This window comes from Amycolatopsis anabasis (assembly GCF_009765355.1).
GTDB classification, from domain to species: Bacteria; Actinomycetota; Actinomycetes; order Mycobacteriales; family Pseudonocardiaceae; genus Amycolatopsis; species Amycolatopsis anabasis.
Window position 1 is genome coordinate 205,804 of sequence record NZ_VTHK01000012.1, and the last position, 19,070, is coordinate 224,873.

The following is a 19,070-nucleotide window of genomic DNA, read 5'->3' on the forward strand; positions in this document are numbered from 1 at the left end:
CGCGCGGTGGCGTAGATCGCAAGTCCTCCCTGGATCGGCTGCGCCGACCTTGATCGGCAAGGCAGAATCGCAGAGGTGAGCGATTATCGCGATTCGACCGATGACCGGACCGATGCCGTGATCCCTCGCCGGGCGGCGGCACGAACCGCGAAGCTGGCCAGCCTGCCGCTCGGTATCGCGGGCCGGGCGGTAGGCGGCTGGGGCAAGCGCCTCACCGGTCAAAGCGCCAAGGAGGTCAACGCGGCGCTCTCCGCCAAAGCGGCCGAGCAGTTGTTCGAGGTGCTCGGCACGCTCAAAGGCGGCGCGATGAAGTTCGGCCAAGCACTGAGCGTGTTCGAGGCCGCGGTGCCGGACGAGATGGCCGCGCCCTACCGGGACGCCTTGACCAAGCTCCAGGCCGCCGCGCCGCCGATGCCGGCCCGGCAAACCCATCGAGTGCTCGCCGCGCAACTCGGCCGGGCCTGGCGGGAACGATTCCGCGAGTTCAACGACGAACCAGCGGCCGCCGCCAGCATCGGGCAGGTCCACCGAGCGGTGTGGCACGACGGACGCGAAGTCGCGGTCAAGGTCCAGTACCCCGGCGCCGACGAGGCGCTACGCAGCGACCTTCGCCAGTTGCAGCGGTTCAGCCGCCTCTTTCAGGCCCTCATCCCGGGCACCGAGGTCAAACCGCTGCTCGCCGAGCTTGCCGCGCGGATGAACGAGGAACTCGACTACCGCGCGGAGGCGGAGAACCAGCGTGGGTTCGCCAAAGCGTTTCACCGCGACCCGGAAGTGCTGATCCCCAAGGTGGTGGCGAGCGCGCCGAAGGTCGTCGTCAGCGAGTGGATCACCGGCACTCCACTCGCCAAAATCATCAAGGACGGGACGCCGGAAACCCGCAACAAGGTCGGCAGGTTGCTGGCGGAGTTTCACTATTCCTCGCCCGAGCGAGCCCGCCTGCTGCATTCGGACCCGCATCCCGGCAATTTCATGCTTCTCGACGACGGCCGGCTGTGCGTGATCGACTTCGGCGCGGTCGCCCGGTTGCCTCAGGGCATCCCCCGGCATCTCGGTGAGATGACCCGGCTCGCCCTCGACGGCCGCTCGAATGAACTGATGAAGCTCCTGCGCGATTCCGGCTTCATCCGGGCCGACACCGAATTGAGTGCCGATGACGTACTCGCATATCTCGCTCCTTTCACCGAGCCGTTGGCGACCGAACGCTTTCATTTCACCCGCCGCTGGATGCAGCGGCAGGCAGGGCGGGTGGGCGACACCCGCGGCCAGGACTTCCGCACCGGCCGCTCGCTGAACCTCCCCCCGGAATATCTGCTGATCCACCGGGTAACGGCGGGGTCGACGGGAATCCTGTGCCAGCTCGACGCGGAGATCCCCGCACGAGCCATTGTGGAGCGGTGGCAGCCGGGATTCGCCGACTGACACTTCTCAACCGGCGAGTTGTCCACAGCCGCGCGGAAAATCGCACGAAATGACCACTCGCGCCGCGAGTTGTCCACATTTCCCCGAGCCCGGTTCCATCCCGACGAGCGCACGAGCAAGCTCGACTCATGACCCACACAACACGCGCCTACGAAACGGCGCTCAACAGCACCGCATTAGACGACATCATCACGACAGCTCAGCTGCGCAAGATGGGGATGTCCGACAGCACGATCGCGGCGAGATGCCGGCCCGACGGTCCGTGGCGGCGACTGCTGCCCGGCGTGATTCTGTTGAGTGGTGGAGAACCCACCCGCCGCCAGCAACTTCGCGCCGCGATCGCGCGAGCCGGCCCGGAATCGGTGATCACCGGAATCGACGCTCTGTGCGCATACGGGATGAGCATGCCGTTACCCCCACGGGTGCGTCTGCTCGTTCCTTCCTCCCGGCGGATGCAGACGCAGGAATTCCTGGTCCTGGAAAGAACTTCCCGCGTACCGCAACCGGTATTCCTGGAAGGGCTACCGTTCGCGCCGCCGACCCGGGCCACGTTGGACGTCGCCCGGCAGGCGCACGATCCGGACGTGCTCCGGCGGCTGGTGACGTTGCCCGTCTACTACGGACTGTGCACGGCGGAACAGTTGCGTGCCGAACTCGACGCCGGCAGCCAGCGTGGCTCGGCGGCGGTTCGTGCTCTGTTGCGCCATCTCGGTTCCATGGGCGACACCTATGTCCAGGGGCTGGCCCGTCGCCTGGTCAAACGCGCCCCGCTGCCCGCGCCGGAATGGAACGTGACGGTCCGCGACATTCGCGGCCGGCCGATCGGCCACGTGGATGCGTGGTGGCACGACGTCGCGGTGGGCTGGCAGTTCGGCGCGCAGGGTTGCCCGGAAACCGAGCCGAAGATGACGCACCTGGCGCTGACCGCGGCCGGAGTGATCCTGGTTCGCACCAGGCCGGAACGGCTGCATGAAGAACCCGAAGCCGTCATCCGCGAACTGACCAGCGCGTTCGGCGAGGGGACTCGTCGGCCACGGCCTCGGATTCAGCCCCACGGTATGGAGCGCGCGGCATGATCCGGGCACGCGCTGAGCAAGCTCACCAGTATTCGCCAGGGAGTTTTCCTTCGATGTCGCGAGCGTGCTCGCGGGCGCAGGCAGGGCAGAGCCACCGCAGGGTTCCGCGATCCCGCTCGGCGACCCAGGCCAGCGCCGCGACCGGGTCGGCATCGGGATCTCGGACGGCCCCACAGCGGAAGCACGCCGCAGGCGCGGTTTCCGTCACGGCTTACGTCCATAGTGGATGGTGTGCGAGGTGAGCAGGTACAAATCGTCCCGGTTGCCGAGGAACTCGGCGGCGTCCGGATCGAGCAGCCGCCGCACCACGTTCCGATCGTCTTCACCGAGGTGGTCAGCGGCCGTGTCGGCGAGCCATTCGATCTGGCCCACCACGTACGCGCGCAACGCGGCAGATGCGGGAGCGGGGTGATCGATCAGAGTGCTGAACGAACCAACGTCGATCAGGCCGGCACGATTCAGTGCTTCGCTCCAGCCGTAAGGCATGCGCACCGAGCCGGGCATGGCGGTGCGCATGTCGAGGAACCATCGGGCGCGTCCGGCCAGCAGCCGCTGCTCCAGCCCCGGCTCGCCGACACCGAGATCCCACGGCAGGCACCGGGTGTCCAGGCCGCCTTCGCCCAGGGCGAGAATTCCCGCCCGGCGCAGCATCCCGGTCAGGGTGGCCACGGCGGCCTGCTGATCCGGCAGGTGGTGCACCAGCCCGGACGCCCACACCAGGTCGGCGGGCGGGACGTGTTCGGGCAAGTCCTCGGCAGCGGCGTCGGCGTGCACCGTCTCGATGCGCACGGCTTGTCCATCGCTGACGCCGGACACCGCGGCGGTGGCCGTCTCGGTGGCGGCGGCGAGCAGTTCCGGAACGGCGTCGACCAGTACCAGGCGGCCGCCAGCCTGCTTGCTCAGCACGGTGGCCAGGGCGGCACTCATTCCACCGGCCCCTGAACCGACGTCGACCACGGTCGCGCCCGCGGGAAGGCCTCCGGTGAGGCGCGCGGCGGCCTCGGCGAGCGCCTCGGCGTCCAGTTCGTCAGCCCTGCGCAAAGCCGGCAACCGCTCGGCCCAGTCCACGTCATCGTGCGTATGTGCCACGGCCCCCATCTAACACCGGCTCCGGGAGCGAGCAAGGGACCTTTGCTGCCGTTGAACGGTAGTAAAGGTCCCTTGCTCCGGTCTCCGGACGGATTAGCGCCGGGCCCGGCGGGTGATCCAGCGGGCTATCCGGTGTCCGGCGCGGGCGCCGACTCGCGCCCGCTGCGTGTGGATGGCCTCTTCCAACTCCCGTATTCGGGCTCTGGCCAGTTCTTCATAGATCAACATTTCGGTAATCTCCTTGATCATGGTGGGCGCTGCGCTCGGACGGCCGAGCGTCGCGTTGTGCTTTCGGGTGGTGACTGGCGCGACGGTCATGCGGCCGCGCTCCGCTGTTCGCGTGCGGGTTGCTCGGCGGGCTGTTCCGCGACGGGCTGCTCGGCGACGGCGTTCTTGCGCGGACGCCCCCGGGGCCGCTTCCTCGCGACCACGGCACCGCGCTCGAAGATCTCGCCGCCCCAGACGCCCCACGGCTCGCGGCGGGCCAGCGCGCCGGCCAGGCACGCCGCCCGGACCGGGCAGTCCGCGCAGAAGCGCTTGGCCTGCTCCAGGTCCGCCGGGGACTCGGCGAACCAGAGGTCCGCGTCACCGGTCCGGCAGGGCAAGTCGCGATCGGGCGACGCGACGGTGTCGAGCAGCTCACCGACTCCCAGGCTGTCGGTGAGTCCGTCGGGTAACGCCCTCTCTGACGCGAAGGCGATTGCCGAAGACATTTCCCGTTCTCCTTTGTGTCGTAACGGTTTTTGGTTGGTGGATGTGGACACTGCTGAACCCCAAAAAACACGAAGGCCGCGGTACCGATGTACGGTTCCGCGGCCTCCGTGAGCCTCTCGTCCTGACGGTGTCAGGGACTTCGCTCCGGTCGAGACAACGGAACACAGAACTGCTTGATCTGCACCAAATCGGCGGTGGACGGGTTGAAGGCCGGGCGAGCGGCTTCGGCGAGGGACACAAGGGTCCCGTCATAACGGTGACGACGCGGGGCGATGAGGCCACTGGTCATCACTTGCCGTCGCTCATTGGCTCCGAACATGGCGGTGCCCTGGCCGGTCAACGCGCCTTTCCCGCTCGCGCAGGACAGCGTGGTGCCAGGGTTGCCGATCATCGTGAAGTTCTTCATCACCTTGGCACCTCCTCTCGCTGTCCGACGCCCGTCGCCCCAGTCGACAAGCGGATTCTCCCCGGGCTCTTCACCCGCGCCTGTGCAGGCTATTGCCCACGAGCACACCGGGGCAACTTATTTTCCCTAAATCTCTCCTTGGCGGCGAAGATCGCCTCCGACCAGCGGTTCTGCCGCGCGGATCAGGGCCGAAACGCGGTCAAGAGTGATCGCCCTCGCGGACCACCGCGAGCACCTCGGCGCCGAACCGCTCCAGCTTGGTCGGCCCGATGCCCGAGATCGACACCAGCGCCCCGTTGTCGGTCGGCCGCTGTTCGGCGATCGCCACCAGGGTGGCGTCAGTGAAGACGACGTAGGCGGGGACCTTGAGCTCCCTCGCCCGCTCCACCCGCCAGTTCTTCAACCGCTCAAGCAGGTCTTCGTCCACGTTGGATGGGCACTTGCCGCACCGTCCGAGCTTGATGTCCAGCGTCTCGGTGAGCGGTCCGCCGCAGACCCGGCAGCGCGGCTTCGGGCCCGAACCCATACCGGATTTGGCTCGCCCGACCTTGGCCGCCGGGTGATCCTCCGGCAGCAGGCCGTAGAGGAACCTGCTCCGCCTCCGAAGGCGCCGGCTACCCGGATGCCGGGACAGGGACCAGGAAAGCCACAGATGTTCCCGTGCCCGGGTCACCCCCACGTAGAAGAGCCGGCGCTCCTCCTCGATCGCGTTGTCGTCACCGTCGGCGTGCTGGATCGGCATCGTGCCCTCGGCGAGCCCGACCAGGAACACCGCGTCCCACTCCAGCCCCTTGGCGGCGTGCAGCGAGGCGAGCGTGACGCCTTCCACCGTCGGCGGGTGCTGGGCAGCGGCACGCTGGTCGAGTTCGGCGACGAACCGCCCCAGATCCGCGCCCTCGACCGTGGCCGACAGCTCCTCGGCGACCTCGACGAGGGAGAGCAGCGCATCCCAGCGTTCCTTCGCCGCACCCCCCGCCGGAGGTTGTTCGGTCAGGCCGACCCCGGCGAGCACCCGCCGGACCGTGGTGACCAGGTCGTCGTCCGCGGCGCCCGTCGCGGTGCGGAGCGCGGCCATCGCCTGTCGTACCTCGCGCCGATCGAAGAACCGTTCGCCGCCTCGGACGAGGTACGGGATCTCCGCCTCGGCGAGAGCCTGCTCGTAGGCCTCGGACTGCGCGTTCACCCGGTAGAGGACCGCGATCTGGCTGGCGGCGACTCCGATGTCGAGCAGTTGCCGGATCCGGGCGGCCACCGCGGCGGCTTCGGTGGGCTCGTCCTCGAATTCGGCGAACCGCGGCTCAGGTCCCTCGGGCCGCTGGCCGAGCAGGCGCAGGCGCGACCCCGCCGGTCGGCCGCGCGCGGCCCCGATCACCTTGTTGGCCAGCGAGACGACCTGCGGAGTCGACCGGTAGTCCCGCTCGAGGCGGACGACCGTGGCCTCGGGGAATCGACGGGTGAATTCCAGCAGCGGGCGGGGGGACGCGCCGCCGAACGAGTAGATCGTCTGGTTGGCGTCGCCGACCACGGTCAGGTCGTCGCGTCCGCCGAGCCACGCGTCCAGCAGCCGCTGCTGCAGCGGGGTCACGTCCTGGTATTCGTCGACGACGAAGCAGCGGTAGCGGTCGCGGAACTCCTGAGCGACTTCCCCGTGCTCCTCGAGCACCGCGGTGGTGTGCAGCAGGAGGTCGTCGAAGTCGAGCAGCTGAGCCGAGTTCTTGATCTTCTCGTAGCCCCGGTAGACCTCGGCGACGCGAGCGGCGGGGGCGGGGATGTCCCGTTGTGTCCGGGCGGCGACCGCGGGATAGTCGTCCGGGCTGACCAGCGAGGCCTTCGCCCACTCGATCTCCCCGGCCAGGTCGCGCAGGATCTCCGCCTCGGTGCCGACCCCGGCACGCTGGGCGGCCTGTCCGACGAACCGCAACTTGCCTTCGAGCAGGTCCCAGGGCCGGTCGCCGACCACTCGCGGCCAGAAGTACCGCAGCTGGCGACGGGCGGCGGCGTGGAAGGTGAGCGCCTGCGCGCCGTCCACGCCGAGACCGCGCAACCGGGAGCGCATCTCCCCCGCGGCGCGGGCGGTGAAAGTCACCGCGAGCACCTGACCAGCGGCAACATGTCCGGAGCGAATCAGGTGGGCGATGCGGTGCGTGATGGTTCGCGTCTTCCCGGTACCGGCGCCGGCCAGCACGCAAACCGGCCCGCGCGGCGCGCTGGCGGCGGCTCGTTGCTCGGGGTCCAGGCCGTCCAGCAGCCCCGGCCTGGTCTTGGAGGCAGGTGCGCTAACCACCGATGCATCCTCGCAGAGGGGGCCGACGGCGGTGAGGGTGCCCACCCGGCCGTATCCTGGTTCATATGGCGGGAAAGCAGGACAAAGAGGCTGCCAGGCAGGCCAAGAAGGAGAAGCGTGCGGCGAGCAAGGCTCGGCGCGGCCAGATCTTCGAAGCGTTCAAGATGCAGCGCAAGGAAGACAAGGCGCTCATCCCGTGGATGCTCGGCTCGTTCCTCGTCGTCGCGGGCGTGGTGTTCGGGCTCGGATTCATCTTCGGCATCCAGTGGATGCTGCTGCCGGTCGGCATCCTGCTCGGGCTGCTCGCCGCTGTGATCATCTTCGGCCGGCGGGTGCAGAAGACGGTGTACACGAAGGCCGACGGCCAGCCGGGCGCCGCCGCGTGGGCACTGGACAACCTGCGCGGCCGGTGGCGGGTGACCCAGACGGTCGCGGCCACGACGCAGCTCGACGCGGTGCACCGGGTGCTCGGCGGGCCCGGGGTGATTCTCGTGGCCGAAGGCGCGCCGCACCGCGTTAAGGGCCTGCTCGCGCAGGAGAAGAAGCGCGTGTCCAGGCTGGTCGGCGAGACCCCGATCTACGACGTCATCATCGGGCACGAGGAAAACCAGGTCCCGCTGCGCAAGCTCCAGGGCTACCTGATGAAGCTCCCGCGCAACCTGAAACCCGCCCAGGTCGACGCGCTCGAGGCGAAGCTGGCCGCGCTCGGCAACCGAGGTGCCGCCATGCCCAAGGGCCCGATGCCGCAGGGCGCCAAGATGCGCAACGTCCAGCGCACCATCCGCCGCCGCTGACGCGCAGTAGGAAGGGACCTTCGCTACCGATTTTCGGCAGTGAAGGTCCCTTCCTACTGTTCTGGGAGCCCGAAACACCGGAACTGTCGGTGTGTAGTCACACCATGACCGCGTGTCGAAAGTACGCGTGCCCCAGCACGAAGCGCTGAACAAGATGTTCCCCGGTGGGATAGCCGCGCGGGCGACACTGGTCGCGCTCGGAATGTCGCATTCCGCCGTGTCCACCCGCTGCCGCCCCGAGGGCCCCTGGCGACGCCTGATACCCGGTGTCGTCATGCTGAACAACGGCCCGCCCACGCGCTACCAGCTGAGCTGGGCCGCACTGACCCACGCCGGTGAGAAGGCCATGGTCACCGGTGTCGAGGCGGCCCGCCTGCACGGCGTCAAGCAGCTCCCCAACGACCGCCGGGTGCATGTGCTCATTCCGCATGAGAGCAAGGTCGCGACCAGCGGATTCGCCCTCGTCGAACGCACCATTCACCTACCGGTGCCGGTGGAGATCAACGGCCTTCCGGTCGCCCCGCTCGCCCGCGCGCTGATCGACGCCGCCCACCGGATGGATCGGCTGGAGGATGTGCGCGCGATGATCACGGACGCGGTCGAACGCGGGCTTTGCGATCCGCTGGAACTGCGGCACGAACTCGAAGCGGGCACCACGATCGGATCGGCGCTTCCCCGCCGGGTGATCAACGAGATCGACCGGGGTGTCCGGTCCGCTGCCGAGGAGTGGGGCCGCGCCCTCATCGAGCGCAGCGACCTGCCGGAACCGGAGTGGAACGTCGAGATCCGCGACCGCTCCGGGAAGCTGCTCGATTTCGCCGACGCCTACTGGCAGGACGTCGGTCTGGCGTGGGAGATCGACTCGCACGAGTACCGGATCGGCCCGGCTCGCCACGCGGACGCCACCGGAGACGGCACCGCGCTGGCCGCCGCGGATGTCGTCGTCGTGCGCACCTTGCCTTCCCGCATACGCCACGACCCCGCCGCGGTCATCCGGGAACTGCGTACCGCGCATCGCCAAGCCACCAACCGCCCACCACCCACGGTCACCGCTCGCCCCGCCCAGCCCCGGTAACCGGGCGGGCGGGGCCGCGGCGGCAGGAAGGGACCTTCGCTGTGCCTGATCGATAGCAAAGGTCCCTTCCTGCCGACCAGCAGCAGTGAAGCTCCCTTCCCGCAGGCGACGTCAGCGCATGCGGATGACGACGGTGCCGGTCAGCCGGTCGAGCCAGCTCCGGCCGTCGAGGTTCCGCAGCACGGCCGGAATGATCAGGAACGTCAGCACGGCGCGCACGAACGCGCGCCACCCGCCGACCATCGCGGCTCCGTCCAGCCGTGCCACCCGGATGCCGAGCGCCGCCATACCCGGGGTGAAACCGAAGAATGTGACCGGGACTACGGTAAGCACGGCCCACACCACTCCGGCCCAGAGGTTGTAGGACTGCATCAACGCGGAGTCCTGCAGGTCGGGCCGCATGAACAACGAGGTCACCAGCGATGCGAGCACCAGGTCGAGGACCAGTGCGAGCAGGCGGGCGCCACCGCCCGCCACCGCGCCGGCCCCGCTTTCGGGCAGGCCCAGCCGTTCACCTCGCCAGCGCGGCGGCTCACCGTCGCCGCCCAACGCCGCGTTGGGTCCGGATAACCACTCGCCGGTCCATCTCGCCACCCGTCCAGGGTATGCCGCTGGCGCCGGCCGCATCCGCCCTGGTCCACTACCCGATATCCACCCATCCGTTAACATCGGCGAAACATCCGGGTGATGGTCGGGCAACACCGCGCTCTTAGCGTGAGCCGAAGAGAGTATTGCCGACGGCAACGAATATGAAGGAGTCACCGAGGGTGTCCACTACTCCAGACGATATCCAACGTCTCATCGCCGATGAGGATGTGCAGTTCGTGGACGTCAGGTTCTGCGACCTGCCGGGCGTGATGCAGCACTTCACCGTTCCCGCGAAGGCCTTCGACCTGGATGCCTTCGACGAGGGACTGGCGTTCGATGGCTCCTCGGTACGCGGCTTCCAGTCGATCCACGAGTCGGACATGCTCCTGCTCCCGGACCCGGCGACCGCGCGCATCGACCCGTTCCGCAAGCAGAAGACTCTCTCGATCAACTTCTTCGTGCACGACCCGTTCACCCGCGAGCCCTACAGCCGGGACCCGCGCAACATCGCGCGCAAGGCCGAGCAGTACATCGCCGAATCCGGCGTCGCCGACTCGGTGTTCTTCGGCCCGGAGGCCGAGTTCTACATCTTCGACTCGGTACGCTTCGACTCCGCGGAGAACGGCTCCTTCCACGAGATCGACTCCGTCGAGGGCTGGTGGAACACCGGCGCCGACGAAGAGGGCGGCAACCGCGGTTACAAGACCAGGTACAAGGGCGGCTACTTCCCCGTCCCGCCGGTCGACCACTTCGCCGACCTCCGCGATGAGATCGTGCAGAACCTGACCGGCTCCGGCTTCGAGATCGAACGTGCCCACCACGAGGTCGGCACCGCCGGGCAGGCCGAGATCAACTACAAGTTCAACACCCTGCTGCACGCCGCGGACGACCTGCAGCTGTTCAAGTACATCGTGAAGAACACCGCGTGGGCCGCCGGCAAGACCGCGACCTTCATGCCCAAGCCGCTGTTCGGCGACAACGGGTCCGGTATGCACTGCCACCAGTCGCTGTGGAAGGACGGCACGCCGCTGTTCCACGACGAATCCGGCTACGCGGGCCTGTCCGACACCGCTCGCCACTACATCGGCGGCCTGCTCCAGCACGCGCCGAGCCTGCTGGCGTTCACCAACCCGACGGTGAACTCCTACCACCGCCTGGTCCCGGGCTTCGAGGCTCCGGTGAGCCTGGTCTACTCGCAGCGGAACCGCTCCGCGTGCGTGCGAATCCCGATCACCGGCAACAACCCGAAGGCCAAGCGCGCCGAGTTCCGCTGCCCGGACTCCTCCGGCAACCCGTACCTGGCGTTCGCGGCGATGATGATGGCCGGTTTGGACGGCATCAAGAACAAGATCGAGCCGCCGGACCCGATCGACAAGGACCTCTACGAGCTGCCGCCCGAGGAGGCGAAGGACGTCAAGCTGGTGCCGAGCGACCTGGGCACCGTGCTCGACACCCTGGAGCGCGACCACGACTTCCTGCTCGAAGGCGGCGTCTTCACCCCGGACGTGATCGAGACCTGGATCAGCTTCAAGCGGGAGCACGAGATCGACCCGCTGCGCCTTCGCCCGCACCCGTACGAGTTCGCGCTCTACTACGACGTGTGACCGTACGTCGGCGATAACCCGGACACGCCGGCGGCGAGGAGTGGAAACACCCTCGCCGTCGGCGTTTCTTTGTGCTGGGCGTGCTGGGCCTGGACCGCGCTCGCGGGGGTCGCCAACTACGCGACCGGCGGCAGCATCGCGCTGAGCTACCCGGTGCACACCGAGTAGCAGCGGTTATTCGGCGGTCGACAGAACCTTGAGATCGACTCCGGCGCGCTCGAACCGCGCGCGTGGGTCCTCGACCAGCTTGCGGCGCTCGAGGTCCATGAGGCCGAGGGTGCAGCTGATCTCGGCGGCAAGCGTGCCGTCGAGTTTGTAGATGTTCGAGTTCATCTGGAAGGTCTTGCCCTCGCCGAACACGGTGTCGCAGGTGACCTCGACGACGTCGCCCGCGCGCAACTCGCGGCGGAACCGGACATGCGTCTCGAGGATCACCGAACCGAGCTGCTCTTCGCGCAGGCCATCCGCGAGCACGCCGGCCCGCTCCAGCAGCTCGAGCCGCGCCACCTCGGCATACGAGTGGTACACGGCGTGGTTCAGATGTCCCAGCGTGTCCAGCTCGTAGTGCCGAACCTTGATCTGGACGCGCATCGGCTCCCGCTCACTCACCACCTCACCCTAAGTCGGCAGGACATTCCGGGCGCAGCGGATGTGAGCAAGGGAGCTTCACTCACGTCTCGCGGTAGCAAAGGTCCCTCGCTGCCGGTGAGCTGGAGCAAAGGTCCCTTGCTCCTCACCCTGGGATCTCGTAGAAGAGGCGCTGCACGACGGCATGGGCGCGGCGGGTGGTGCGGCGGTAGGCGTCCAGGAATTCGCCCGGGTCGTCCTCGGCGGAGTAGCCCAGCACGCGTGCCACCGCGGCAAGTTCGCGGCCCGAACTGGGGACCTCGTCGACCGCCTTGCCACGCACGAGCATCCCCGCGTTGCGGACGCGGGTAGCCAGCAGCCACGCCTCGGTCAGGGAGTCGGCGTCGGCCTGATCGACGAGCCCGGCTTCGGCCAGTGCGGCGAGCGCGCCCGGGGTTGACGTGGTGCGCAGTTCCGGCACCTCGTGGGCATGTTGGAGCTGGAAGAGCTGCACGGTCCATTCCACGTCGGCCAGCCCGCCCCGGCCCAGTTTGGTGTGCCGGGTCGGATCAGCCCCCTTGGGCATCCGCTCGGTCTCCACCCGGGCCTTGATGCGGCGCACCTCGCGCGCTTTGGCCGGCTCCAGACCACCGTCCGGATACCGGATCGGGTCGATCGCGGCGACGAATCGCTCGCCGAGTCCGGTGTCGCCCGCGACGAACCGCGCGCGCAGCAGCGCCTGCGCCTCCCACACCTCGCCCCAGCGCTGGTAGTAGGCCCGATAGGACTCCAGCGTGCGCACCAGCGGACCGTTGCGTCCCTCGGGTCGCAAATCCGCGTCCACCACGAGCGCCGGGTCGGAACTGGGCGCACCGAGCATCTTGCGCACGGTTTCCGCGACCGAGGACGCGTACCGGACGGCGTCCGAATCCGGCACCCCGTCGGCGGGTTCGCAGACGAACAGCACGTCCGCGTCCGAGCCGTAGCCCAGTTCCGCGCCACCGAGCCGGCCCATACCGATCACCGCGATACTCGCGGGCTGGCTGCCCAGTTCGGCTTCCCGCTTGCGGATCGCCGCGGCCAGCGCGCTCTGCAGCACGGCGACCCATACCTTGGACAACGCTTCGCAGACGGCTCGCACGTCGAGCAGCCCGAGCAAATCCGCCGAGGCGACCCGCAACATCTCGTGCCGCCGCAGCGAACGCGCGGTCGCCACGGCCGCGTTGAGGCCGGGCTGCCGCCGGACGGCGGCCCGGAGCGAGGTCGCGACCTCGGCGGGTGAGCGCCCGGCGAGGCGTTCCGGATCGCCCAGCAGTTGCAGCACCTCGGGCGCGCGCGCCAGGAGATCGGGGACCAGTCTCGAGGTTCCGAGCAGGAAGGCGAGCCGTTCCACGACCGCGCCTTCGTCCCGCAGCACCCGCAGGTACCACGGTGTGGCCTCCAGCGCCTCGGAAACCTTGCGGTAGGCGAGCAGGCCGCCGTCCGGATCCGGCGTGTCCGCGAACAGGCCGAGCAGCACCGGCAGCAAGGTCTGCTGGATCGCCGCCCGCCGGGACACTCCCGCGGTCAGCGCCTTGATGTGCTGGAGCGCCCCGTCCGGTGCCGCGTACCCCAGGGCGGCCAGCCGGCTGGCCGCCTGTTTGGTCGTCAGCCGCAGGGCGTCGGTCGGCACGTTCGCGACCGACTGCAGCAACGGGCGGTAGAACAGCTTCTCGTGCAGGCGGCGGATGCGCTGCGCGTGCCGGCGGAATTCGGCGAGAAGCACCTCGCCCTCACCGCGCCCCCGGGCCGGACGGATCCCGGTGGCCCTGGCGAGCACGCGCAGTTCGGTGATCTCCGACGCGGCGGGGAACAGGTGGGTCCGGCGCAGTCGTCGGAGCTGCAACCGGTGCTCGACCTTGCGCAGGAACTCGTACGAGTCCGCGAGCTCGGCGGCGTCCGCCCGGCCGACGTAACCACCCGCGCCCAAGGCCTTGAGGGCATCCATAGTGGACGCCGAACGCAGTTCGGGATCCACCCGGCCGTGCACGAGTTGCAGCAGTTGCACCGCGAATTCGACGTCCCGCAGCCCGCCGCGGCCCAGCTTGAGCTCGCGCTCGGCCAGTTCCGACGGTACGTGTCCCTCCACCCGGCGACGCATCTGCTGGACATCGGGTACGAAATTCTCGCGATCCGCCGCCGACCACACCATCGGGGCGACCATCTCGGCGTATTGCCGCCCGAGGTCGGCGTCGCCGGCCACCGGGCGTGCCTTGAGCAGCGCTTGGAACTCCCAGGTGCGCGCCCATTTCTGGTAGTACGCGGTGTGCCCGTCGAGGGTGCGGACCAGGGCTCCGGCCTTGCCCTCGGGGCGCAGCGCGGCGTCGACCTCGAAGCAGGCCTTGCCGACGACGCGCATCATCGTGCTGGCGAGCCGGGTCGCGACCTGCGGATCGCCGTCACCCACGAAGATCACGTCCACGTCGCTGACGTAGTTCAGCTCGCGTCCTCCGCATTTGCCCATAGCGATCACGGCCAGGCGCGCCTCGTCGGCAGCCCCGATCTCGTACTCGGCGACCGCCAGTCCCGCGATCAGTGCGGCCTCGGCGAGGGCGGTGAGCCGCGCGGCCACGTCGGCGTACGACGGCCGATCAAGGCAGGATTCGACCACGTACCCGAGGTCGGCCGCGGCGATCTCCAGCAGCAACGCCCGATATGCGACCCGCAGCGCCTGCTCCGCCGCGTTCTCGGTGAGCGGCTCCCGCGTCCCGCTGCCGACCGCGGTCAGCAGTTTGGCGGTGTACTCCTCGGTGGCGGTGGCTGGCGATCCGGCGAGACCGCGCCACCGGCCGGGCGCGCCGACCAGGAAGTCGCCGAGCGCGGTGGACGTCCCGAGCACGCCGATCAAGCGACCGCGCAACGCCGGATCCGTGCGCAGTGCCGCGGCGAGTTCGGGCCAGCCGGACTCGTCGGATTCCCGGATCCGCTCGAGGCCGCGAAGCGCCAGATCGGGGTCGGCGCTCCGGGACAGGGCGACGAGGATCTCGACGCTGCCGTCTGTCGGGCCGCTCGCCCCCCACCAGCCCGCCGCGCGCAACTGCTCCTCGGCGCGGCCGTCGGTGAAGCCGTACCTCGCCGTCGACGCGCTGGCCCGGGCTCGCTCTGTCATCACCCCTCACCGTAATGGGCAGGAAGGCAGCAAGGGAGCTTTGCTACGGCAAGTCGGCAGCGGGGGACCTTCGCTGCCCCGGCTCCGCAGCGAGGGACCTTTGCTCCAGGCGCGCCCGGCAGCGGACTCCGGCGAAACCGGCAGGAAGGGACCTTCGCTCTCGATAGCCGGTAGCGAGGGAGCTTTGCTCCGGTTGTTCTGGAGTAAAGCTCCCTTCCTGCTTCGGGGTCAGGCGGCGAGGCGTTCGGGTTCGGTGCCGGGGGCGGACGGCTCGGGGACGTGGAAGCTGTGCGCGGTGACCGGTTTGCGGCGGGAGAGCAGGTAGACGCCGGCGCCGACGGCGACACCGCCCAGGCCGACGCCGATCGTCCCGGCGGTTCCCAGGGCGGCGATCTTGCCCGCGACCGCGCCGACCACGGCGGCGGCGGGCAGGGTGAACAGCCAGGCGATGACCATGCGACCCGCCAGGCGCCAGCGGACCGGTGCGCCGCGTCGGCCGACGCCGGAGCCGAGTACGCCGCCGGAGCACACGTGCGTGGTGGACAGCGGGAAACCCAGGTGCGACGACACCAGGATGACCGCGGCCGAACTGGTCTGCGCGGAGAACCCCTGCGGCCCCTCGATATCGGTGAGTCCCTTGCCCAGCGTGTAGGTGATCCGCCAGCCACCGAGGTAGGTGCCGAGCGCCAGGGCCAGCGCCGCGCTGACGATCACCCAGGCCGGTGGGGTGGAGCCGGGCGCGAGGTGGCCCGAGCTGATCAAGGTCAGCGTGATGATGCCCATCGTCTTCTGGGCATCGTTGGTGCCGTGCGCCAGCGACACGAGCGAGGCGGAGATGATCTGGCCGACGCGGAATCCGGACACCCGCTTCTCGGGCTTCCTGGTGCGCACGAAGTACCGGTACACCAGGAAGGTCGCCGTCATCGCGACCACACCGGCGATCACCGGCGACGCCACCGCCGGCAGCAGCACCTTGTCCAGGATTTTCATGAAGTGCACCGAGTCGCTGCCCGCGGCGACCCAGGTCGCGCCGATCAACCCGCCGAAGAGCGCGTGCGACGAGCTGGATGGGAGCCCGACGAACCACGTGAAGAGGTTCCAGATGATGGCGCCGATCAACCCGCCGAACACGATGGCGGGGCCGACCTTGCTGTCGTCGACCAGCCCGCTGGAAATCGTCTTGGCGACCTCAATGGACAAAAACGCGCCGGCGAGATTCAGCACCGCGGACAGCGCGACGGCGACCTTGGGACGCAGTGCGCCGGTTGCGATCGACGTGGCCATCGCATTGGCCGTGTCGTGGAATCCGTTCGTGAAATCGAAGACCAACGCCGTGGCGATCACGACGACGACCAGCAGCGTAGGGTCCACCCCGACCTCCGAACCCGTTGGGACTACTTCCGCAACGTACCTGACGGAGGTACCCGAGCGTTAAGGTGCCGTTAGGACTTTCGTCGGGGGGTGTTACACGAGCGGCAACGTTTTACCGGAATCGGCGGCTGGTTCCAGCGTCCCGTCGGCCAGTCGGACGAACCGGTGCGCGAAGGGTCGCCAGGTGTGCGCGATGTCGGCGTGCACCTGGGTGAGGCTGTCGGTTTCGAAGACACCCGCACGGGCGAACGCCGCCATCTCGGGATCGTCTCGCGCCCATTTCCGTACGATCTCGGGGGTGGTTTCGATGTGGAACTGGACCCCGTAAACGCAGCGGTTCAACCGGAACGCCTGGTTCGGGTAGGCCGGTGCCGAGGCCAGCAACTCCGCGCCCGACGGCAGCTGTTCGATGGCATCGTTGTGGAACTGCAGGACATCCTGCATCAGGGGCAGGTCCGCGAAGAGCGGATCCATCCACGCCAGGTCCTTCTTGGACACCAGCGCGGGACCGACCTCGGGTCCGTTGCCGCCCCGCACCACGCGGCCGCCGGTGGCCACGGTCAGCAGCTGGGCGCCGAGGCAGATTCCCAGGGTCGGCAGGCGCGCGGCGGAAGCCGTGGCGAGCAACCGGCGAACGTTCGCCAGCCACGGGTGATCGGCGTCGTCCTCCGCGCCCATCGCCCCGCCGAGGCACACCAGCCCCTGGTAGTGGTCGAGGTTTTCCGGCAGCTCCTCCTGCGGCGGCTGCCGTACGTCCAGTTCCGCGCCGGCCTCGATCAGCCAGTCACCGAACGGGCCCGGCGGGTCCAGCGGGTCGGGCTGAATGATCAACAGTCGTGGTGTGCTCACCCTGTCCAGCGTATCCCCAGCGATAGGAAGGGACCTTTACTTCCGGTGAAGAGGAGTAAAGGTCCCTTCCTACTTCTTCGCGACCGGGAACGCCAGGCGGAGGACCTGGTGCCGGGTGAGGAAGCCGAGGCGTTGGTAGATGGCGTTGGCGACGGGGTTGTTCGCGTCGGCGTGCAGGACGACGTTCCGCACGCCGTTGTCCAGGACCTGCCGGGTCACCGCCGCGGTGACGGCCGACGCGTAGCCGTGGCCTCGCTGGCCGGGCGGGCTGTACACGAAGCTGATGCGCGAGACGCCGCCTTCCGGCGCGCGGCCCAGGGCCATCGAGACGGGATTTCCGTCCACGCACCAGAGGCCGTGGACTCCGCCCTGCGCCATGGCGACCCGCACCACCTCGGCGGAGTCCTCGTCGGGCGTGACGACCGGCTCGAGCTCGGTGGTGAAGTCCACGCGCCATCGGGCGATCCGGGGAATGTCGGCCGCGGTGGCGACGCGGAACTCTCCCCGAGGGCGGCGCGGTTCCGCGAGGGAGTCCAGGACGTAGAGCCACTGCTGGGACACCTGGCGCACCGGCCCGCCGGTGACCCGGGACCACGCGTCGCCGAACGCTTCGGCTGGTTCGCGCGGCCCGGAGACCGCGGTGAGCTCGACGCCCGCATCGCTGAGCGCGGCGGCGACGGGTGCCGCGGCCGCGACCGGCAGGCCGCTGACCCCGGCGGGCCGGTCACCGTCGCCGATCATCACGCCGCACAACTCGCCCCGATCGCGAACCGTGACGAGCACTGCCCACTTCCCGGTACGTTCGACGTTGGCCAGCGCGGTCAGCGCTCCGGTATGCGCGACCGGGTCGGCCTCGTAGAACGGCCGCGCGTAGCGGACGAATTCCGGGACATCGGTGTGCAGAGTGATCTCCATACGCACACGATCACACCGACGCCGGGACGCGGTCCACGGAAATATGGGCGGATCAGCAGGCACAGCCGATGGCGGGCGCCGGGTCGGCGGCGCGCTCGCCTTCGACGGGGTATCCGGCCAACTGCCAGGCCGTGATGCCGCCGGCGAGGCGTTTGACCTGGAAGCCGAGCTTGGCCAGGTTGAGCGCTCCCTTGGTCGCCGCGTTGCACTGGAAGCTCTCGCAGTAGCAGACGTAGACGAGTTCGCGATCAAGGCGAGCGGTCGTTTCCCGGGTCATCTCGCGGTAGGGCAGGTTGATCGCACCGGGGATGCGTACCGCGGCGAACGCCTCCGGCGCCCGGGTCTCCACGACCAGGTAGCCCTGCTGGTTGCCGCCGAGCAGATCACGGACGAGGTCGTCGGGGTCCACGTCGAAAGCCAGTTCGGCGGCGAAGTACGCGGCCGCGGCCGGTGGCGTCGCGGCGGGTTGGGCGAGTACGCGGGAGGGATTGGTCATAGCTCAATCCTCCGGGCCCGCGGGCTGTGTTCCCATGGTCGAATCCAGGTTCCACACCGCCAAGACCTGGGATTTCAAGCCCGCGTGCCCGGATGAGCTGGAGTTTGAAGGTGGATCTCGACGACGTCGACTGGCAGCTTCTCGAACTGTTGCAGGCGGACGCCCGGATGAGCTACAGCGAGCTCGGCAGGCGCGTGTCGTTGTCGGCGCCCGCAGCCACCGAACGGGTCCGCAGGTTGGAGGAGCGCGGGATCATCACCGGGTACTCGGCGCAGGTCGACGCCGAGAAGCTGGGACGGCCGATCGCGGCGATCGTGCGTGCCAAGGTCCGCAGCCTGGACGGCACCCGTTTCCGCGAAACGATCCTCGCGCTGCCTCAGGTACTGGCCGCCGATCACGTCACCGGCGACGAGTGCTGGTTTCTCCGGATCAGCTGCGGTTCCACTGGGGAACTGGAGAGTCTGGTGGAGCGCATCCAGCGTTACGGGGAGACCACGACGTCCCTGGTGTTCTCCTCACCGGTCCGGCGGCGGGGCATCACCCGGCAGAACTGAAACAGGCCCGGAGCCTGGGAAAACCCTACGGGTTCTCGACCAAGGCTCCGGGCCTGTTCTCATGTTGTGTTCGGCGATGTCCTACTCTCCCACAGCCCTTCGGCTGCAGTACCATCGG

At 68.9% G+C, this 19,070-nt stretch carries 18 protein-coding genes; 6 read left to right on the forward strand and 12 right to left on the reverse strand.

The genetic code is table 11. The annotated features are described in order from the left end of the window. The first annotated feature begins 75 nt into the window (after positions 1 to 75). Positions 76 to 1,422, forward strand: a complete 1,347-nt coding sequence (locus FXO23_RS18285; protein ID WP_158886418.1) for an ABC1 kinase family protein — start codon at positions 76 to 78, stop codon at positions 1,420 to 1,422. A 218-nt stretch (positions 1,423 to 1,640) separates the two neighbouring features. After that, positions 1,641 to 2,498, forward strand: a complete 858-nt coding sequence (locus tag FXO23_RS18290; RefSeq protein WP_246257494.1) for a hypothetical protein — start codon at positions 1,641 to 1,643, stop codon at positions 2,496 to 2,498. A gap of 204 nt (positions 2,499 to 2,702) precedes the next feature. On the opposite strand, the gene FXO23_RS18295 is transcribed toward FXO23_RS18290, so the two are convergent. The 5 genes from FXO23_RS18295 to FXO23_RS18315 form a co-directional block, all read right to left on the reverse strand. Then, entirely contained in the window at positions 2,703 to 3,596 is an 894-nt protein-coding gene (locus tag FXO23_RS18295; RefSeq protein ID WP_158886422.1) for a class I SAM-dependent methyltransferase, read from the reverse strand. An 84-nt stretch (positions 3,597 to 3,680) separates the two neighbouring features. Continuing rightward, positions 3,681 to 3,905 (reverse strand): hypothetical protein, encoded by a 225-nt coding sequence (locus tag FXO23_RS18300; protein ID WP_158886424.1) that lies wholly within the window; start codon positions 3,903 to 3,905, stop codon positions 3,681 to 3,683. Then, a complete protein-coding gene (locus tag FXO23_RS18305; protein ID WP_158886426.1) occupies positions 3,902 to 4,300 on the reverse strand; it encodes a WhiB family transcriptional regulator in 399 nt (132 codons plus the stop codon). Before FXO23_RS18305 ends, FXO23_RS18300 begins: the two co-directional genes overlap by 4 nt. 131 nt (positions 4,301 to 4,431) lie before the next feature. Then, entirely contained in the window at positions 4,432 to 4,710 is a 279-nt protein-coding gene (locus FXO23_RS18310; RefSeq protein WP_158886428.1) for a hypothetical protein, read from the reverse strand. Positions 4,711 to 4,906: 196 nt separating this feature from the next. Then, positions 4,907 to 6,991: an ATP-dependent DNA helicase UvrD2 gene (locus FXO23_RS18315; protein ID WP_158886430.1), complete on the reverse strand. Its 2,085-nt coding sequence runs from the start codon at positions 6,989 to 6,991 to the stop codon at positions 4,907 to 4,909. 65 nt (positions 6,992 to 7,056) lie between these two features. Between FXO23_RS18315 and FXO23_RS18320 the strand changes: the two genes are divergently transcribed. Further along, on the forward strand, positions 7,057 to 7,785 hold the full coding sequence (locus tag FXO23_RS18320) for a DUF4191 domain-containing protein (RefSeq protein ID WP_158886432.1): 729 nt from the start codon (positions 7,057 to 7,059) through the stop codon (positions 7,783 to 7,785). A gap of 112 nt (positions 7,786 to 7,897) precedes the next feature. Next, on the forward strand, positions 7,898 to 8,860 hold the full coding sequence (locus FXO23_RS18325) for a hypothetical protein (protein WP_246257498.1): 963 nt from the start codon (positions 7,898 to 7,900) through the stop codon (positions 8,858 to 8,860). Positions 8,861 to 8,971: 111 nt separating this feature from the next. On the opposite strand, the gene FXO23_RS18330 is transcribed toward FXO23_RS18325, so the two are convergent. Then, positions 8,972 to 9,454, reverse strand: a complete 483-nt coding sequence (locus FXO23_RS18330) for an RDD family protein (RefSeq protein ID WP_158886434.1) — start codon at positions 9,452 to 9,454, stop codon at positions 8,972 to 8,974. A gap of 173 nt (positions 9,455 to 9,627) precedes the next feature. Here FXO23_RS18330 and glnA point away from each other — a divergent pair, with 173 nt between their 5' ends. Next, positions 9,628 to 11,052 (forward strand): type I glutamate--ammonia ligase, encoded by a 1,425-nt coding sequence (gene glnA / locus FXO23_RS18335; protein ID WP_158886436.1) that lies wholly within the window; start codon positions 9,628 to 9,630, stop codon positions 11,050 to 11,052. Positions 11,053 to 11,226: 174 nt separating this feature from the next. Here the strand turns inward: glnA and FXO23_RS18340 are convergent, their stop codons facing one another. From FXO23_RS18340 to FXO23_RS18365, 6 genes are all read right to left on the reverse strand, one after another. Further along, positions 11,227 to 11,661 (reverse strand): acyl-CoA thioesterase, encoded by a 435-nt coding sequence (locus FXO23_RS18340; protein WP_158886438.1) that lies wholly within the window; start codon positions 11,659 to 11,661, stop codon positions 11,227 to 11,229. A gap of 124 nt (positions 11,662 to 11,785) precedes the next feature. Next, positions 11,786 to 14,767 carry a bifunctional [glutamine synthetase] adenylyltransferase/[glutamine synthetase]-adenylyl-L-tyrosine phosphorylase gene (locus FXO23_RS18345; protein WP_158886440.1) on the reverse strand — a complete coding sequence of 994 codons (2,982 nt, stop codon included), beginning with the start codon at positions 14,765 to 14,767 and terminating at the stop codon, positions 11,786 to 11,788. A 228-nt stretch (positions 14,768 to 14,995) separates the two neighbouring features. Continuing rightward, a complete protein-coding gene (locus FXO23_RS18350; RefSeq protein ID WP_179956803.1) occupies positions 14,996 to 16,138 on the reverse strand; it encodes an inorganic phosphate transporter in 1,143 nt (380 codons plus the stop codon). A gap of 93 nt (positions 16,139 to 16,231) precedes the next feature. Beyond that, positions 16,232 to 16,987 (reverse strand): type 1 glutamine amidotransferase, encoded by a 756-nt coding sequence (locus FXO23_RS18355; RefSeq protein ID WP_158886443.1) that lies wholly within the window; start codon positions 16,985 to 16,987, stop codon positions 16,232 to 16,234. Between the two features lie 69 nt (positions 16,988 to 17,056). Beyond that, complete coding sequence (locus FXO23_RS18360; protein WP_158886445.1) at positions 17,057 to 17,902, reverse strand: GNAT family N-acetyltransferase; 846 nt, start codon at positions 17,900 to 17,902, stop codon at positions 17,057 to 17,059. A 52-nt stretch (positions 17,903 to 17,954) separates the two neighbouring features. Next, positions 17,955 to 18,398 carry a rhodanese-like domain-containing protein gene (locus FXO23_RS18365; RefSeq protein WP_158886447.1) on the reverse strand — a complete coding sequence of 148 codons (444 nt, stop codon included), beginning with the start codon at positions 18,396 to 18,398 and terminating at the stop codon, positions 17,955 to 17,957. A gap of 110 nt (positions 18,399 to 18,508) precedes the next feature. On the opposite strand from FXO23_RS18365, the gene FXO23_RS18370 reads away from it, so the two are divergent. Then, positions 18,509 to 18,952 (forward strand): Lrp/AsnC family transcriptional regulator, encoded by a 444-nt coding sequence (locus tag FXO23_RS18370; protein WP_158886482.1) that lies wholly within the window; start codon positions 18,509 to 18,511, stop codon positions 18,950 to 18,952. Positions 18,953 to 19,070: the final 118 nt, after the last annotated feature.

Bases quoted from the DNA above. Each gene is read 5' to 3' on its own strand.
- FXO23_RS18290 (WP_246257494.1), top strand. From the start codon at position 1,641: ATGTCCGACAGCACGATCGCGGCGAGATGCCGGCCCGACGGTCCGTGG.
- FXO23_RS18300 (WP_158886424.1), bottom strand. From the start codon at position 3,905: ATGACCGTCGCGCCAGTCACCACCCGAAAGCACAACGCGACGCTCGGC.
- FXO23_RS18365 (WP_158886447.1), bottom strand. From the start codon at position 18,398: ATGACCAATCCCTCCCGCGTACTCGCCCAACCCGCCGCGACGCCACCG.
- FXO23_RS18320 (WP_158886432.1), top strand. From the start codon at position 7,057: ATGGCGGGAAAGCAGGACAAAGAGGCTGCCAGGCAGGCCAAGAAGGAG.
- FXO23_RS18360 (WP_158886445.1), bottom strand. From the start codon at position 17,902: ATGGAGATCACTCTGCACACCGATGTCCCGGAATTCGTCCGCTACGCG.
- FXO23_RS18345 (WP_158886440.1), bottom strand. From the start codon at position 14,767: ATGACAGAGCGAGCCCGGGCCAGCGCGTCGACGGCGAGGTACGGCTTC.
- FXO23_RS18295 (WP_158886422.1), bottom strand. From the start codon at position 3,596: ATGGGGGCCGTGGCACATACGCACGATGACGTGGACTGGGCCGAGCGG.
- FXO23_RS18305 (WP_158886426.1), bottom strand. From the start codon at position 4,300: ATGTCTTCGGCAATCGCCTTCGCGTCAGAGAGGGCGTTACCCGACGGA.